At 56.6% G+C, this 16,750-nt stretch carries 13 protein-coding genes; 5 read left to right on the forward strand and 8 right to left on the reverse strand.

Features of this window, described 5'->3' with window-relative positions:
* Positions 1–31 precede the first annotated feature (31 nt).
* A complete protein-coding gene (locus AB1L30_RS23505) occupies positions 32–532 on the reverse strand; it encodes a DinB family protein (RefSeq protein ID WP_367016582.1) in 501 nt (166 codons plus the stop codon).
* Between the two features lie 205 nt (positions 533–737).
* Here AB1L30_RS23505 and AB1L30_RS23510 point away from each other — a divergent pair, with 205 nt between their 5' ends.
* The 4 genes from AB1L30_RS23510 to AB1L30_RS23525 all read left to right on the forward strand — a co-directional run bounded on the left by AB1L30_RS23510 (position 738) and on the right by AB1L30_RS23525 (position 5,346).
* A complete protein-coding gene (locus AB1L30_RS23510) occupies positions 738–1,841 on the forward strand; it encodes a glucose 1-dehydrogenase (RefSeq protein ID WP_367016584.1) in 1,104 nt (367 codons plus the stop codon).
* A 219-nt stretch (positions 1,842–2,060) separates the two neighbouring features.
* Entirely contained in the window at positions 2,061–4,244 is a 2,184-nt protein-coding gene (locus AB1L30_RS23515) for an FdhF/YdeP family oxidoreductase (protein ID WP_367016586.1), read from the forward strand.
* Positions 4,245–4,356: 112 nt separating this feature from the next.
* Positions 4,357–4,803: a MarR family transcriptional regulator gene (locus AB1L30_RS23520; RefSeq protein WP_367016588.1), complete on the forward strand. Its 447-nt coding sequence runs from the start codon at positions 4,357–4,359 to the stop codon at positions 4,801–4,803.
* A gap of 24 nt (positions 4,804–4,827) precedes the next feature.
* Positions 4,828–5,346 carry a DinB family protein gene (locus AB1L30_RS23525; RefSeq protein WP_367016590.1) on the forward strand — a complete coding sequence of 173 codons (519 nt, stop codon included), beginning with the start codon at positions 4,828–4,830 and terminating at the stop codon, positions 5,344–5,346.
* On the opposite strand, the gene AB1L30_RS23530 is transcribed toward AB1L30_RS23525, so the two are convergent.
* The 7 genes from AB1L30_RS23530 to map all read right to left on the reverse strand — a co-directional run bounded on the left by AB1L30_RS23530 (position 5,343) and on the right by map (position 13,513).
* A complete protein-coding gene (locus tag AB1L30_RS23530; protein WP_345093080.1) occupies positions 5,343–6,005 on the reverse strand; it encodes a metal-dependent transcriptional regulator in 663 nt (220 codons plus the stop codon). The genes AB1L30_RS23525 and AB1L30_RS23530 overlap by 4 nt on opposite strands.
* Positions 6,006–6,056: 51 nt before the next feature.
* Positions 6,057–7,256 carry a glycosyltransferase family 61 protein gene (locus AB1L30_RS23535; RefSeq protein WP_367016592.1) on the reverse strand — a complete coding sequence of 400 codons (1,200 nt, stop codon included), beginning with the start codon at positions 7,254–7,256 and terminating at the stop codon, positions 6,057–6,059.
* 182 nt (positions 7,257–7,438) lie between these two features.
* On the reverse strand, positions 7,439–9,370 hold the full coding sequence (gene cysN / locus AB1L30_RS23540; RefSeq protein ID WP_367016594.1) for a sulfate adenylyltransferase subunit CysN: 1,932 nt from the start codon (positions 9,368–9,370) through the stop codon (positions 7,439–7,441).
* Positions 9,371–9,420: 50 nt separating this feature from the next.
* Positions 9,421–10,329 (reverse strand): sulfate adenylyltransferase subunit CysD, encoded by a 909-nt coding sequence (gene cysD, locus AB1L30_RS23545; RefSeq protein WP_367016595.1) that lies wholly within the window; start codon positions 10,327–10,329, stop codon positions 9,421–9,423.
* Between the two features lie 170 nt (positions 10,330–10,499).
* Complete coding sequence (gene rsmG, locus AB1L30_RS23550; RefSeq protein ID WP_367016597.1) at positions 10,500–11,186, reverse strand: 16S rRNA (guanine(527)-N(7))-methyltransferase RsmG; 687 nt, start codon at positions 11,184–11,186, stop codon at positions 10,500–10,502.
* 111 nt (positions 11,187–11,297) lie between these two features.
* A complete protein-coding gene (locus tag AB1L30_RS23555; RefSeq protein WP_367016598.1) occupies positions 11,298–12,614 on the reverse strand; it encodes a hypothetical protein in 1,317 nt (438 codons plus the stop codon).
* A gap of 101 nt (positions 12,615–12,715) precedes the next feature.
* Positions 12,716–13,513: a type I methionyl aminopeptidase gene (map, locus tag AB1L30_RS23560; RefSeq protein ID WP_367016600.1), complete on the reverse strand. Its 798-nt coding sequence runs from the start codon at positions 13,511–13,513 to the stop codon at positions 12,716–12,718.
* A 321-nt stretch (positions 13,514–13,834) separates the two neighbouring features.
* Here map and leuS point away from each other — a divergent pair, with 321 nt between their 5' ends.
* Positions 13,835–16,666, forward strand: a complete 2,832-nt coding sequence (leuS, locus tag AB1L30_RS23565) for a leucine--tRNA ligase (RefSeq protein WP_367016602.1) — start codon at positions 13,835–13,837, stop codon at positions 16,664–16,666.
* The last annotated feature ends 84 nt before the right edge of the window (positions 16,667–16,750 follow it).

Genomic DNA, 16,750 nt, shown 5'->3' on the forward strand with positions numbered 1-16,750 from the left:
CGCTGTTCTGAAGGCGACTTCTCCGAGAGGACTAACCTCCGCCAGCCAGTCGCTGCTGAATGATCGCCGCATGATGACGGACGTGGCCGACCGAGCAGCGCCCCAGGTTGCGGACGGTCCACTGATATCCGGCCGCGGTCCCTTCCAGGTCGAGCGCACCTTCTGGAAGGGTGCGGAACAGTTCCATCGTCGACTGGCGAATCAGGTAGAGCTCTTGCAGAAGTTGATGATACGGGCGGTCATTGAAGTTAGAGTTCGCCATGAACAAATCCTGATCGAACCCTGGTAGCTGCGTCGTGTCTCCCCGAGCGAAGCGGAGTGCTCGATACGAAAAGACCCGCTCGGTATCGCTCAGATGGCCAATCACCTCTTTGATGGTCCACGCGTACGGCGGGTGTACGATGCTGGCCTCTTCTTCCGAGACAAGCTTCAGTCGCGGAAATTCTTCTTCGAATTGCCGGGCCAGCGTTTCGACGCAATCAGCTTCGGGGGCAAGGTCGAGATATCGCTGGAAAGGTGGAAGATCGGTCATCTTTTCCTCATACCTGGTAAGTGCTGGCTCATTACGAATCACATCGATAAGAGCATGTTGGCGGGCTGAATGTTCGTGAAACTTCCTTGATTCTCGTGCTATCTCCCGATTCCTCCAAATGGGTCATTATGTTAAATTGTCCTGCTTTAACGCAAAACGTGCGTCCACCAACTTACACTCCCTCATTCTGACGAGTCGGCTCCCTATGAAGGCGATTGCGGTTAAACCCGGGACACCTAACAGCGTTCACCTGCGTGACATTCCTGAACCCACCCTCGATCAGTTCCCCAACGGCAAGGGTGTGCTGGTGAAGGTTCTGAAGGTGGGCGTCGATGCCACGGACAAGGAAATCAACGAAGCCCTCTACGGCAACGCCCCTCCCGGGGACGACTTCATGGTGATCGGTCACGAATCGTTCGGCATCGTCGAAGCCGTCGGCGAGAACGTCACCCGCTTCAAGCCAGGCGATTACGTCACCGCGACGGTCCGTCGTCCCGGTGGCTCGATCTACGACAAGATCGGCACCTACGACATGACCAGCGAAGAAACCTACTACGAACGCGGTATCAACCTGCTGCATGGTTACCTGACCGAAAAGTTCGTCGACGAAGAAGACTACATCATTCGCGTGCCAGAAGGTCTGACCCACCTGCACGTGCTGATGGAACCAATGAGCTGTGCCGCCAAGGCCGTTCATCAGGCTTACGAAGTTCAGCGTCGCATGAAGGTCTGGAGCCCCAAGGTGGCCTGGGTCATGGGTGCCGGCCAGATCGGCTTGCTGACAACCCTGGCTCTGCGTCTGCGTGGCCTTCAGGTTTGCACGATTGCCCGCTCGGCTGGTCCTCACCTGAAGTCGGAAATCGTCGAAGGCATGGAAGCAACCTACGTTGCCACCAAAGACACCGACCTCGACGAACTGGTCAAGAAGACAGGCCGCCCGGATATCATCGTCGACGCGACCGGTAGCAGCATCATCGCCTTCGAGAGCATGAAGTACCTCGGCTTGAACGGCGTGCTGGTCTTCACCAGTGTCACCGGCGACAGCGACAAGCACGAGTTGCCAACCTCGAAGATCAACCTGGAATGGGTTTTGGGCAACAAGCTGCTGTTGGGTAGCGTGAACGCCAACCGCGATCACTTCGAGATGGGTATCCGCGATCTCGCATTGGGCGAAATGATGTACCCCGGCGTGACCGAAAAGATTCTGACCAACCCAGTCGACGGCCTGGAAAACTACGCCGAAATGATGCGACTGCTGGTCGAAGACAACTCGGCCTTGAAGGTCTACGTCAACGTCGCCTCCGAATAGTCGCGACCTGACCTCGTAAACTTTGGCAGGGTCCGCGGTGCGGCTCAGCAGCTTGACGAAATCGAACATAAGATTTCGATAGGCATCTGATCCTTACCGCGGACCCTCCTTATGCGCGGATGGATTTCCTGGAGTGCCCGATTTGCTAGAATGACTCCAGCGAGGGAAATCTCGGACGATCACCCTTTTGGCCCCACCCGAACAACAGGACGACCCGATATGAAAAAGCCATCCAGTGGCGGCGGCTGGCAAGCGATTCGGTACACGTTTCAAAAAGCGCGTGAAGCGGGCGGGTACTGGAAGTTCTGGAAAGCAATGCGGAGCAAGAATGCGTGCAAAACGTGTGCGCTCGGCATGGGTGGCCAGAAAGGGGGCATGGTCAACGAACGTGGCACCTTCCCCGAAGTCTGTAAGAAGTCGATGCAGGCCATGGCGGCCGACATGCAGGGAGCCATTCCAGCCGAGTTCTGGCAAACCTACAGCATCCCGCAGCTGAAGAAGTTCACTCCCTACCAGATGGAGCATGCCGGTCGGTTGACCGAGCCGATGCTATGGGAGGCCGAAACGCAGCACTATCGTCCGATCTCGTGGGACGAAGCACTTGGCCGCGTGATTGGCAAGCTGAAGCAACTTTCCGCCGACGAGACTTTCTGGTACTTCAGCGGTCGCAGTAGCATGGAGGCAGGCTTCCTGCTGCAGTTGTTCGCTCGCTTGTACGGTACGAACAACGTCAACAATTGCAGTTACTATTGCCACCAGGCAAGCGGCGTCGGCCTGGCCACTACCATCGGCAGTGGCACCGCGACGATTGTGCTCGAGGATGTCGAGCACGCTGACCTGGTTTTCGTGATCGGTGGCAACCCTGCCAGCAATCACCCGCGACTGATGTCGACGCTGAAGCATGTCCGTCGTCGCGGCGGCGAAGTGATTGTGATCAATCCGGTAGTCGAAACGGGTCTGGTGAACTTTCGCATCCCGAGCGATCCGATCAGCATGCTGTTCGGCACCAAGATCGCCACGCTCTACGTCCAGCCCGACATCGGCGGCGACCTGGCACTGCTGTGCGGGATCGCCAAGCGCGTCCTCGAAGTGGGAGGCCAGGACCAGGACTTCCTGGATAACCATTGCGAAAACTCCGAGGCGTGGCTGGCCTACCTGCGTGACCTCTCGTGGGACGAGATCGAAACGAAGTCGGGCGTCGGCAAGCTGAAAATCGAAGACATAGCACAGCGATATATCCAGGCCGAACGGGTCATCTTCAGCTGGACCATGGGCATCACCCATCATGCCCATGGTGTGAACAATGTCCAAGCGATCGCGGCATTGGCAGCCCTGCGAGGCATGGTTGGCAAGCCGGGCTGCGGCCTGATGCCGATCCGTGGTCATTCCAACGTGCAAGGCATTGGCTCGGTCGGTGTGACCCCAACGCTGAAGCAGGCGATTTTCGACGGGCTGGAAAAAGAATACGGCGTGCAACTGCCCACGACGCCGGGGCTCGATACGCTTGGCTGCATGGAAGATGCTCACTCTGGCAAGCTGAAGATGGGCTTCTGCCTGGGGGGCAATCTATATGGATCGAACCCTGACCTGGCGTTCGCGGCAGAGTCGATTCAGCAGCTCGATACGATGGTGTACTTAAGCACGACGCTCAATACCGGCCACGCGCATGGGCTGGCGAAGGAAACGATCATCCTGCCGGTGCTGGCTCGCGATGAAGAGCCTTACCAGACCACCCAGGAATCGATGTTCAACTACGTTCGAATGTCGGAAGGTGGACCACGTCGGCTGGCTGGCCCGCGCGGCGAAGTCGACGTGATCGCTTCAATTGCTCAAGGTGTGCTCGAAGACCGCACGCCGATCGACTGGCAATCGATGCAAGACACCAACAAAATTCGCGCCGCCCTGGCAAAGGTGGTTCCGGGCTTCGAAAAGATCGCCTCGATCGACAAGACCAAAGAAGAGTTTCAGATCGACGGGCGAACGTTCCACACGCCCAAGTTCCCCACGCCAAGTGGCCGCTTGATTCTGCACACGCACGAGATCCCTGACCTGAAGGGGACCGGCGAAAATGAACTTCGCCTGATGACGGTGCGTAGTGAGGGTCAGTTCAACACGGTGGTTTACGAAGAGTATGACATCTATCGCGGAATCGACCGCCGTGATGTGATTGTGATGCATCCCGACGACTGCCAGCGTCTGGGAATTTCGGCCGGGCAGAAGGTGTCGATCCAATCGAACATCGGCAAGATCGATGGCTTCACTGTCCATGTCTTCCCTGACATCAAACCAGGCAACGCCCTGATGTATTACCCCGAAGCCAATACCTTGGTGTCCCGTACGGCCGACCCCCAATCGAAAACCCCCGCTTTTAAGGGCGTAGTCGTTACGGTTCGCCCCGTTTAGCCTTTAACTTCCCACCCCAGTCCTGCCAGCCCCACCACGACTGTGTTCCCTTCCTGGCGTGCCTTGTAGAATAACGGTGCGCGGCCTGTTACTCGATCGAAATTGTTCCCACATGACCTGGAAAAAGGACGACCTGCTCTGCTTTCACCTAGGTGTAGCGATGCGAAAAATTTCGCGAATCTATACCGAAGGCTTGGCATCTTATGATGTAACTCCGGCGCAGCTGTTCATGCTCTCGTGCCTTCATTCGTGCGACGGTCAAAAGCCGAGCGAACTGGCCGATCAGGTTCACCTGGATGCGAGCAGCATGACCGGTTTGCTGGATCGAACCGAGAAGGCGAAGCTGATTCGCCGCATGCGGGACCCTGCCGATCGTCGCGCCTTGCGGATCTATTTGACCGATCTCGGCTTGACGACGATCGAGGAGTTGAAACCGGTGATCGCTCAACTACAAGAGCGAGTCCGTCATACTTTTTTCGAGGGATACAGCGACGAGCAAATTGCGAGCTTCATGGAGATCCTTCGCAATGCAGGCCAGTCGTCTGACCGACCTCTATGATTTGCTTCCCAGGAGCTTCTTTTCATGTCGATGATCGAACGCCTGCAACATCAGCTTCAATCGGCTCGTGGGTTTACATGCCGCATTCTGGGCGATTTTCAAAAGCCGGAAGACTGGGTCGCCCAGGTCTGCAATCAGAGCAATCACGCGCTTTGGTTCATCGGGCACATGGCGACGACCGACAATTTCTTCATTTCGCTGCTGGCCCCAGAAAAGCAACTCGCGAAGGACGATTATCAAGAGATGTTCGGGCTCGGCTCGACCCCGTCGCCGAAGCTGGAAGATTACCCGCCGATCGAAGAAGTGCGGGCCTACATGGACGATCGTCGGCAGGTGCTGCTCGAAATCCTGGGAGGTCTCAGCGATGACGATCTCAGCACGAAGACTCCCGACGGAACGCCTGATTTCCTGGCCGACTATGGTCAGGTCTTTGAAACGGCGATCTGGCACGAAGGTCTGCACAGCGGTCAGCTGACCATGGTCCGGCGTTCGCTCGGACATTTGCCCACGACGCCGCCCCCAGGCTCGCAGCAAGGGGTTTAAGAGACCGCGGTTACCATCAACTTCTCGGCCGCTTCCAAACCGAGTGCGGTCACCCGGCCTTCGATGTCGATGGTTACGATGCCTGCTTCGGCGCGGCAGGAAATCAGCTTCGCTTCGCATCCCGGCTGAAGCGATTCTTCGCTGAGATAGCGCAGAAAGTCCGAGCTCTGCTCCATCACGCGCACCAGGCGGAATGGCTTACCCGGTTCCCACTGCGTGAGCTTCACCCCTTGTTCGGTGCGAATCTTACCGTCAGCAGTCGGGATTGGATCGCCGTGCGGGTCGGACGAGGGATAGCCCAGATATTGATCGATGCGATCGACCAGGAAGTCGCTGACGGCGTGCTCCATGTTCTCGGCCTCTTCGTGGACTTCATCCCAAGCTAGATCGAGCGTGTGCACCAGAAACAATTCAATCAGACGATGACGCCGCAAGACGCGCAAGGCAAGCTTCCGACCGCTGTCGGTCAGGCGAACCCCTTCGTACTTGGTATACGAGGCCAGACCCGTTTCGCTGAGGGTCTTCATCATGCTGGTGACCGTGCCGGGCGAGACTTCCAGGGCAGTCGATATCTCACCGGTCGACGCTGCTTTTTCCGGTGCCTGTAAAGAGATCTGATAGATCGCTTTAACGTAGTTCTCGATCGTCAAGCTAGGCATGAGGGAAGGCTCCGGATGGGTTGAGGCACCGGAATTTTAAACGGTTCCCCCCTAAGCGGCAATCTGACGTCGCTTCGTTTTGTCGGGCCCTGATGGCGCCGCCGTGGGGCCAACGACGATCTCGTGCTGATGCAGAAAGTCGATCAGATTATCGGCGTCGACCCACAAGTTCGACTCTTCCGTATCGATGTTCCCTTCGATCGGCTTGGCCACGTGCCAGTAGAACGAATGACCGCAGGCCGCGGCCAGCTCTGCGAAGCAATCGTAAGGACGATAAGGCGTTCCCAGTTCAATAACCTTCGCCCCAGGAGGCGCGAAGACCATGTTCGCCAGGCCGGCACCATGGGGTCCCATGATCACGTCGGCCTGTTGGAACAATTCGATCTGCTCGCGGACCGACATTGTTTCGAGAAAGTGCCGCTCGAAGCCTAGTCGCTCAAGCTTCGGCATGAACTCGTCTTCGTTCAAACAGTTGCGCAGCTTCATGCGGCCCCGCGAAACATAGACCAACTTGCGAGGCTCTTGCTTTACCTTCGACCAGGGCAAGCTGGCAGCGGTCTCGAAAAGAAACTGCGTCTCTTCTTCGCGAACTGGATGCTGATCGTTGGGAACGCAGACCATGTCGGCTTGAACATGCGCGTGGTAGCTTTCCGGAATGACTTTCTTCGTATCGACGCCGAAGAGAGCGAGCATCTCGCGATGATACGGGCGGCTCATCGGAGCATACAGCTTGTCGTAGGTGACGCCCGCCTTGGCAAACAAACGCAGCTTTGGAATCGCTTCGGTGAGGAAGTGAAAGTAGTTGTTGCTGGACCAGCCGAAGGAAATCACACCGAGCGTTCCGGAAACCTTCTTCAGTCGCGGCAGGTAACCTTGATGCAAATATTGCGGAATCGTGCCGTGGTCGCTCATCCCAGGGAAACGGATCATCCCGAAATCGGGCAGATGGCAATTGTCGTTGGTGATCACGGCAACGCCGCGCGAAGCGACGCGGGCCTGCTTTAAGCTCGTGAGCGAGGCCCCTTCCAGATTTCGCTGGACTGGACCGTAGATATAGTTCGAGAAAGTCGCGTGTTTCGCTCCCCTGGTTTGATCGAGAACCGGTTCAATCGCTTCGAGGGTACCACCCATCGTTCGCGGCGGGCCGACCACTTCTCGGGCAGGCTCGAGATCTGCCACCGAACCACTAGCGCAATTCTTTTCCACCCACGACTTCGACAGATCGAAGTGAGTTGGGGGTGGTGTCCCCACAAGACGGTTCCAGGCAGTTCGAGTTCGACGGCGCAGCTCGTGCCGCGCGCGAATAAGCGACTTCACTTCCAGCATCCTCAAATGGCGATCAATCAATGGCGGCTGAAAGTATCGAAATTCTTTAGGAATGAGGCAATAGATATTATCTTGCCACCAACCCCACCCAGTGGGCGGGGTCGTTCCTAGTCGATGATGCCTCGCTGTTGAAGCAGTTCATAGATTTTATCGACACACTCGTCGACACCCAACTCGTGCGTTGGCAACACCAAATCGGCGTTTTCCGGGACTTCGTAGTCGTAACTGACACCTGGAAAATTGGTGATCTCGCCGCTGTCGGCCTTTTCGTAGATGCCCGAGTCATCACGCTTGCGGCAAACATCGACCGGGGCCGACAGGTAAACCGTCAGGAACTGGTCAGCACCGATCGCATCGGCTGCCTTCTGACGAACTTCGGCATTCGGTGCCAGGAAGGCTGCGATACACAGCACGCCCGAGTCGTTCAGCATGCGAGCGATCTCGCTGCCGCGACGCAAGTTCTCGCTCCGCTGCTCGGCGGTGTAGCCCAGATCTTTGCTGATACCACGGCGGAGGTTCTGCCCGTCGAGGACGATGCTGGTCTTGCCTTCGTCGAACAAGCGACGCTCCAGGGCATAGGCGATCGTCGTCTTGCCGGCACCGGTCAAACCGGTCAGCAGCAATGTGGCAGGCTTCTGACCGAAGCGAGCGGCTCGTTCTTCGACCGAGACATTGCCCTTCGACGACTGCAAGGTTTCGTCACCTTCGACGTCCCACAATTCGTCCTGGTCGCTGGAATCGCGATCGATGATCATACCGGCACCGACGGTGCGGTTGGTCATGTAATCGATCAGAATGAAAGCGCCGGTCGTCTTGTTCTTGGCGTAAGCATCGTAGCAAACCGGTTGGTTCAGCTTGACCGAGCAGCGGCCGATTTCGTTCAACTTCAAGGCTGGCGAATCGGCACGATGCAGCGTGTTGACATCGACGTTGTAACGGACGCGCGAAATGCTTCCGGTCATCGTCTTGGTCGCGTGCTTAACGAAGTACTGCTTGCCTGGCACGAGCGGTTCTTCCGACATCCAAACAACCATCGCGTCGAACTGACTGTCGACCTTCGGACGGTTGCCAGGACGGACAATGATATCGCCGCGGCTACAGTCGATCTCGTCCTCGAAGGTCATGGTGACCGACATAGGCGGGTAGGCTTCTTCGACATCGCCATCCATCGTGACAATGCTTTTGACCTTGGTTGTCTTCTTGGATGGCAACACCATCACTTCTTCGCCGGGACGAATGGTGCCCGAGGCAACAGTTCCGCAGAAACCGCGGAAGTTCAAGTCGGGACGATTCACCAATTGAACCGGGAAGCGGAAGTCTTGCAGATTGCGATCGGAACCGATGTAAAGGTTCTCGAGCATGTGCATCAGCGTGGCACCTTCGTACCACGGCATCTTCTCGCTCTTCTCGACCAGGTTGTCCCCCTTCAACGCCGAAAGTGGCAGGAAGTGGACGTCATCGGCCGACATCTTGGCGGCGAAGTCGATGTAATCTTGCTTAATCTTCTCGTAGACTTCCTGGCTGTAATCAACCAGGTCCATCTTGTTGATCGCGACCAGAATATGACGAATGCCCAGCAGCGACGTGATGAAGCTGTGACGTTTGGTTTGGGTGAGCACACCATGACGGGCGTCGATCAGAATGATCGCGAGGTCGGCGGTCGAAGCACCGGTCGCCATGTTTCGCGTGTACTGCTCGTGCCCGGGCGTGTCCGCGACGATGAACTTACGCTTGGCAGTCGAGAAGTAGCGATAGGCCACGTCGATCGTGATGCCTTGTTCGCGTTCTTCTTTGAGCCCGTCCATGAAGAGGGCCGGGTCGATCTCGCCCCCCACGGTACCGTGCGTGGCCGAGTCTTTCTCGATCGCAGCGAGTTGATCTTCGTAGGCCGCCTTCGATTCCATCAGCAGCTTGCCAAGCAGCGTGCTCTTACCGTCGTCGACGCTTCCGCACGTGATGAACCGCAGCAGTTCCTTCTTCTCGTGCTGGGCGAGATAGGCGTGAATGTCGGTGGCGATCAGGTCAGATTTGTGAGACATGGTTCTTCGTATTCAATGATTCGTGGCGAGGAAGGTCGTCCAGTTCGCGATTAGAAGTAGCCTTCTTCCTTCTTCTTCTGCATCGAGGCTCCCTGATCCTTGTCGATGGCTCGACCTTGACGTTCCGACGTCGTGGTCAGCAGCATCTCTTGGATGATATCGGGGAGCGTGACCGCTTCCGATTCGACCGCACCGGTCAACGGATAGCAGCCCAACGTGCGGAAGCGAACCATCTTCTCTTCCACTTTTTCGCCTGGCTCGAGCTTAATTCGATCGTCGTCGACCATGATCCACATGTCGTTACGCCACACGACAGGACGCTTGGCCGAGTAGTACAGCGGAACGATCGGGATGTTTTCGAGGTGGATGTATTGCCAGACGTCCAGCTCGGTCCAGTTCGACAAAGGGAACACGCGGATGCTTTCCCCTTTGTTGACCTTGGTGTTGTACAGATTCCACAGTTCGGGACGCTGGTTCTTCGGATCCCAGCGGTGACTGCGGTCGCGGAACGAAAAGACACGTTCCTTCGCACGCGACTTTTCTTCGTCACGGCGAGCACCACCGAAAGCGGCGTCGAACTTGTATTTGTCCAGGGCCTGCTTCAGCGAGACCGTCTTCATCAAGTCGGTATGGCGAACGCTGTCCTCGAACGGATCGATTCCCAGCTTCTTGCCTTCTTCGTTGATATGCACGATCAGATCGAGCCCCAGTTCGTTGCGAGCGTAGTCTTCGCGGAACTGAATCATTTCCTTGAACTTCCACGTCGTGTCGACGTGCATCAAAGGAAACGGCGGCTTGGCAGGATAAAACGCCTTCATGGCCAGGTGGACCATGACCGACGAGTCTTTGCCAACCGAATACAACATCACTGGGTTCTCAAACTCGGCCGCAACTTCGCGGATGATATGGATGCTTTCTGCTTCCAACTGTTTGAGATGCGTAATCTGATAACCGGACATCGATCAATCGCTGTGGGTTTAAGTTAGGCAGGTTGGTCGGCACGCAGGGTGCCCTCTGCCGGCAAGTGCGGTTCTCTAAGCCTGTCAGGAAAACCAGGAGAGAATCGCCTGATTATAGGGGTCGTAACTAATATCAACAACGACACTAATCGGCCGTAAGTTGAATCAACTCAAGGCTCTTTGCGACCTTTCGGCCAAACTTTCAAGATCACACTAGGGTGATCGTTGCCGGGAGTCTCGTACTCGTGGACGTTTCGGATCTCCACGTTTTTGGTCATATTGTGGTGCCGAGCTTCTTTGACTTCCTCGACCCAGCGGCCACCCTTGATGGTCAGCAGGCGACCGGCAGCCAACCAGTGCTTCTCGAGCCAAAGCAGTAGCTTACGCACCGGAGCGACCGCGCGGCAGACGACTGCGTCGAAGCTGAGATCTTCCAGGATCTCTTCGGCACGATTGTGATAGACCGGGACTTCCAGCTCGAGCCTCTCGACGATGGCTTGCATCGCGTGGGCTTTCTTACCCACCGAGTCACACAGAGTGACACGTACATCGGGACGCAGGATCGCGATCACGATGCCAGGCACCCCGCCGCCGCTTCCCATGTCCAGGATTTCTTCGTTTGGTTTCAGTTGCCCGGCCAATGCCAGGCTGTCGATCAAGTCGCGAGAAACGAACTTGTCGTAGTCGGTATGACGCGTCAGATTCAGCGACTGGTTGATTTCCCACAGGATATCGACGTAACGCTGCAATTGGTCACGGATCTCGGCAGGAACCGGAGCTCCGTACTTCGTCAAAGCCTCTTGCAGCGTGCTGCTAGGTGGGCCAGATTCTGGAGTTGGCGAAATGTCTTCGCTCATGCTGACTTTCGGTGAGAACCTTCTGAATGCACAGGCCAGGACAGGTCGGCCTTTTGATTCCCACCATTTGACCATTCTTGGCCCGTTTGGGCCATGACACGTCGGCGTTCGCTACTGCTTTTCGTGTCGCGAGAGGACCACAATGCGGTGGGCCGTAAGATGGGGCTTGGTTAGCTGCCCCAGCGGGGAAATCTGGCCGTAGATGCCCACTTCCATCCGAGAATAGCGTCGCAAGTTGAGCCCTGGTGAAGGGCTAACGAACTGCAGCACGTTCCCCTGAGAGTCGGTCAGGGCGAACGGTGGCGTGTACTGATTTGGATCTCGGGTAGCCGAGGCCCGCGTAATGACGGGCATAAGCCAACCTTTTCCGTCGTAACGCGGATCAAAGCCATCTGCCTTGAACGAGGCGGCAGGGTCGTCCGACGGCTTCATCTCGTCCAGCACAACCGAATCGATCGGGGGGGATCGTAGCGGCCCAGTGCCAGGGACAAACGCCTTCTTGGCGGCCAGCTTGCGCTCAGACAGATCGTTGAACTCCTCGATTTTTTCCTGCACCAGACGGGCTTTGCCACGTTCCAGCGGACTTTCCCCTTCGTCGACCAATCGCTTGGCCTGGCTGAGTAATGGCTTGAAGTTCCATTCGTCGGCCGGCTTGATGCACTCTTGGCTGACCTTCAGCTCCAGTTCGCTCAGCGTGAGCTTGATCGACGGATCGAATGCTTCGGCCGCAGGCTTTTCAACCGGCAGCGGATTGCCCGTAAGTCTTGCGGCAGCAGTCGTTTCCGACTCGGCATCGTACGACACGGGACGCACGGTGCCGGCGTTGTTCTGGGCTTTCTTCCAGAACTCGGCCTCCTCGATCGCCTCTTTCGTGGCGATTTTATCTTGCTGCGGTCGTGGTGGCGCCGCGACTGGCTCAGGGTAAAGAGCCTCGACGAAATGCTTGTTAATCCAGCGGAATTCGCCCGCTGGGGGTGCGATGCGGTAGAACGCTTCCTTCTTGCCGGTCTGCTGATCGCGAAGTTCGACGATCCCCAGCACTTCGACCGGTTCGTTTTGATCGAGCTTCACATGGACGACATGGTGCAGATCGCTGATCTGGCTGCCAATGTAAGAAGGGGCGTCCTCGACTTGAACCGTCGCGAAACGTCGGTCGTCCCCGTACGAGAGGGCTTTGACTGGCAGCAGGCTGAATTCGTTCTCGGTCGGACGGATGGCCATCCACCCGCCATCATCTTCGCGGTAGACCTCGACGATCGTATTTTTCTCGAGGTAAGCGGTCGGATAGTAGTTCTGACCAGGTCCGCTGCGGGTAAAAACCTGAGCGGTCGTCACGCGGGCTTTGTACGGTTCGGCTCCTGAGACCTCGGCGCAAATACCAATGGCGACAGTAGATAGGAGCAAACAGAGCAGTCGGTGACACATCATGGCCGGATTCCTCAGGCAAGAACTTGAGTTCGATGCCGGAGGAAATACCGAATTCTGCGGTAGCACACAAGATTGATTTCAGTGCTATCAGCCCGCAGCGTTTAGAACTTGTGACCCTTTTGCGGGCCATCTTTCGTCAGCGAAAGGATCTCTGGACCGTTCTCGGTCATCAGAATCGTGTGCTCGAATTGAGCGCTCAAGCTGCGATCGCGGGTACGAACCGTCCAGCCGTCGCTCGGATCGAGCTGCGTGCTCGGGCCACCGACGTTGATCATCGGTTCGATCGTGAAGCAAACGCCTGGCATCAAGCGGACCGAGTGAGCGGCTCGCGTTGGGACGTGTGGGATGGAAGGATCTTGGTGGAAGCGACGTCCCAGGCCGTGTCCGACGAATTCTTCAACGACGCCGAAGTTGTACTTCTTCGCTTCTTCGACAATGACGCGGCCGATTTCCGAGACGCGGCATTCAGGATAGATCGCACCGATTGCCAGGTACAAGCAATCGAACGCGCACTGCGTGACTTGCTTCGCTTCTGGGCTGACTTCACCGATCAGGAATGTTTCCGACTGATCGCCATGCCATCCGTCAACAATCGAGGTGACGTCGACGTTGACGATATCCCCTTCTTTCAGCTCGTACTTGCCCGGGATTCCGTGGCAAATCACTTCGTTCACGCTCGTGCAGCTACTTTTCGGGAAGCCCTGATAGTTCAAGCAGGCCGGCGTATGACCATGGTCGAGCGTGTACTCGTGGATCATCCGATCGAGTGCCTCGGTGGTGATGCCTGCTTTGACGTGAGGGCGAACGAAGTCCATCAGTTGCGCATTGAACTGACAGGCAATTCGCATGGCGTCGCGTTCAGAGTCCACGAGTTGCAGATGACGTCGTCCGTGAAGCATATCGATTCGAGGGGTGAAGTTTCGGGGTATCTAAAAGGGAAACACGCAGTCTATCAGGGTAATCGACTCGGCAACATGCAATTCTCGCAAAATCCTTGGACAGAATTTATCCACAAGGTTGGTTTTGCGCGAACGTTCCGATGAAGGGGATGCCTCCTATGAATTGTCAGCACCCCAAGGCACCATTAGAATCGTTACCTTCTAAAGCATGCGGGAAAGCCCTATGGGCAAACATTTTGCGGCGATCCCCACGCTATCGAGCCCTGACAGCCCCCATTGCGGGAGCGGCAACGCCGCCAAACATCCCTACGGATATCACCAATGCCTCGCTATAACCCGGCCGAAATTGAACCGAAGTGGCAACAATATTGGGAGCAGAACAAGACCTTCAAAAGTCCTGAACTGCCGACCGGGGAAAAGATGTATGTGCTGGACATGTTCCCATATCCCAGCGGAGCCGGGCTGCACGTGGGCCACCCAGAAGGCTACACCGCGACCGACATCGTTTGCCGATTGGCGCGCATGCAAGGCAAGAGCGTCCTCCACCCGATGGGCTTCGATTCTTTCGGATTGCCGGCGGAAGAGTATGCCATCCGCACAAACACGCATCCACGCGTCACCACCGAAAAAAACATTACCGAGTTCGTCCGTCAGTTGAAGATGATTGGCTTCAGCTACGACTGGGATCGCCAGATCGCTACGACCGATGTCGAGTACTTTCGTTGGACGCAATGGATCTTTCTGTTGTTGTTTGATACTTGGTACGACGCCGATGCCGGCAAAGGCCGACCTATTTCGGAGTTGCCAATACCAGCCGATGTGACAGCGGAAGGGGAAGATGCCGTACGCAAGTATCAAGACGAACATCGTCTCGCCTACGTGAGCGAAGCTCCGGTCAACTGGTGCCCTGCCCTGGGTACCGTGCTTGCCAACGAAGAAGTGATCGACGGCAAGAGCGAACGTGGTAATCACCCGGTTCAGCGTCTTCCGCTGCGGCAGTGGATGCTTCGCATTACTTCGTACGCGGAACGCTTGGAGTCCGACCTCGACTCGCTCGACTGGTCCGACAGCATCAAGCAGCTTCAGCGAAACTGGATTGGTCGTTCGACCGGTGCGGAAGTCGACTTCTTCCTGGGTACCGAAAAGGAGTTCACGCCCTGGGAAATCGAACGCAAGACCGCAGGCTATCCGCGAAAGCCGGGCACCGATGTCCTTCGCGTTTACACCACGCGTCCTGACACGCTCTACGGTGCGACCTACATGGTGATCGCGCCGGAACATCCGTTGGTCGAACAGTTGACCACTGCCGATCAATCGGCCGCGGTGAAGAAGTACTGCGAGCAAGCCGCGTTCAAATCCGACCTCGAACGTACCGAGTTGGCCAAAGATAAGACGGGCGTATTCTCCGGTTCGTATGCCATCAATCCTGTGAACGGCAAGCCGGTACCGATCTGGATCGCCGACTACGTTTTGGCGAGCTACGGCACCGGGGCGATCATGGCGGTGCCAGCGCACGACGATCGCGACTTCGAGTTCGCTCAGAAGTTTGGCATCCCTGTGATAGCTGTCGTCGATCCTGGCACGAAGTCCGATATCGATCGCGACGCGGTTCTCGCAGGCACCGCATGCGCTACGTTCGATGGTGTCGCCATCAACTCGGGCAAGTACGACGGCATGAAGACCGCCGACGTGAAGTCGCAGATCGCTCTCGATTTGGAACAAGCTGGCCTGGGCAAAGAAGCCACCAACTTCAAGCTTCGCGACTGGTTGTTCAGCCGTCAGCGATTCTGGGGCGAACCATTCCCCATCTTGAAAGAGCTCGACGAAAACGGCGAGCCAAACGGCAAGATCCGCGCGGTGCCGATCGATCAGCTTCCGGTCGACTTGCCGCAGATCGAAGACTACAAACCGATTGGCCGCCCAGAACCGCCACTCGAAAAGGCGGACGGGTCGTGGTTGTATCCGGTGATCGATGGTGTCCGCTACAAGCGCGAAACCAACACCATGCCGCAGTGGGCTGGATCGTGCTGGTACTATCTCCGCTTCATCGATCCGAAGAACGATCAGGTCTTCGTCGATCGTGAAAAAGAGAAGGCTTGGATGCCTGTCGATCTTTACATCGGTGGTGCGGAGCATGCCGTGCTGCACCTGTTGTATGCCCGCTTCTGGCACAAGGTACTTTACGATCGCGGCTACGTCTCGACCAAAGAGCCATTCCAGCGCCTCGTGAACCAGGGCATGATCCTGGGCGAGATCGAGTACACCGGCTATCAGCTTGAAGGTGGCAAGTGGATTGGCAGCAACCAGATCGTCCGCGAAGACGATGCGATCCATGATGGCAAAGGCAACAAGGTCACGGCGGTCAAACTGACTGAAGAACAGATCGTGAAGAAGGGTGACGGCTTCGTCCTTGCCGACGACAACAACGTCCGCATCGACGCGCGAGCCCACAAGATGTCGAAGAGCCGCGGCAACGTGGTCAATCCCGACGTCGTGGTCGACGACTTTGGTGCCGACAGTCTTCGCTTGTACGAGATGTTCATGGGACCTCTCGAAGCAACCAAGCCATGGGCCATGGATGGTGTGAAGGGGGTTCGAGGCTTCCTCGATCGGGCGTGGCGCATGATCGTCGATCACAACGCCGAGACGCTCGAGTTGAACGCGGCCGTGCAAGACGTCGAGCCGACCGAGGAACAAAATAAGACGATCCACCGTACGTTGAAGAGCGTGACCCAAGACTTGGGCAACCTCAGCTTCAACACGGCGATCGCGCGTTTGATGGAGTTCACCAACTTCTTCACCAAAGAGTCGACGCGGCCGAAACAAGCGATGGAAACCTTCGCTTTGATGCTCTCGCCGCTGGCACCACACCTGGCAGAAGAATTCTGGCAGCTTTTGGGGCACGAAAAAACTTTGGCGTACGAATCGTGGCCACAATACGTCGATTCGTTCACCGTTGATAACGAAGTCGAAGTTCCCGTTCAGATTATGGGGAAAGTTCGCGGCCGTATCACGGTTCCAGCCGACATTAAGAAGGACGATCTTGAAGCACTGGCAAAAGCCGATCCTCGTGTGCAGGAGCTTCTCGAAGGAAAGCAAATCGTGAAATCGATTGTTGTTCCTGGTCGTCTCGTAAATTTCGTCGTGAAATGAAGTTAGCAACACCTTAAACCGGTTGACGCCAAGTGTTTTAAGACGGATGCTACAGGCAAAGGTTCACGTTTACTTCGGGTGTGC

Origin of the sequence: Bremerella sp. JC817 (assembly GCF_040718835.1) — a bacterium.
Lineage (GTDB): Bacteria > Planctomycetota > Planctomycetia > Pirellulales > Pirellulaceae > Bremerella.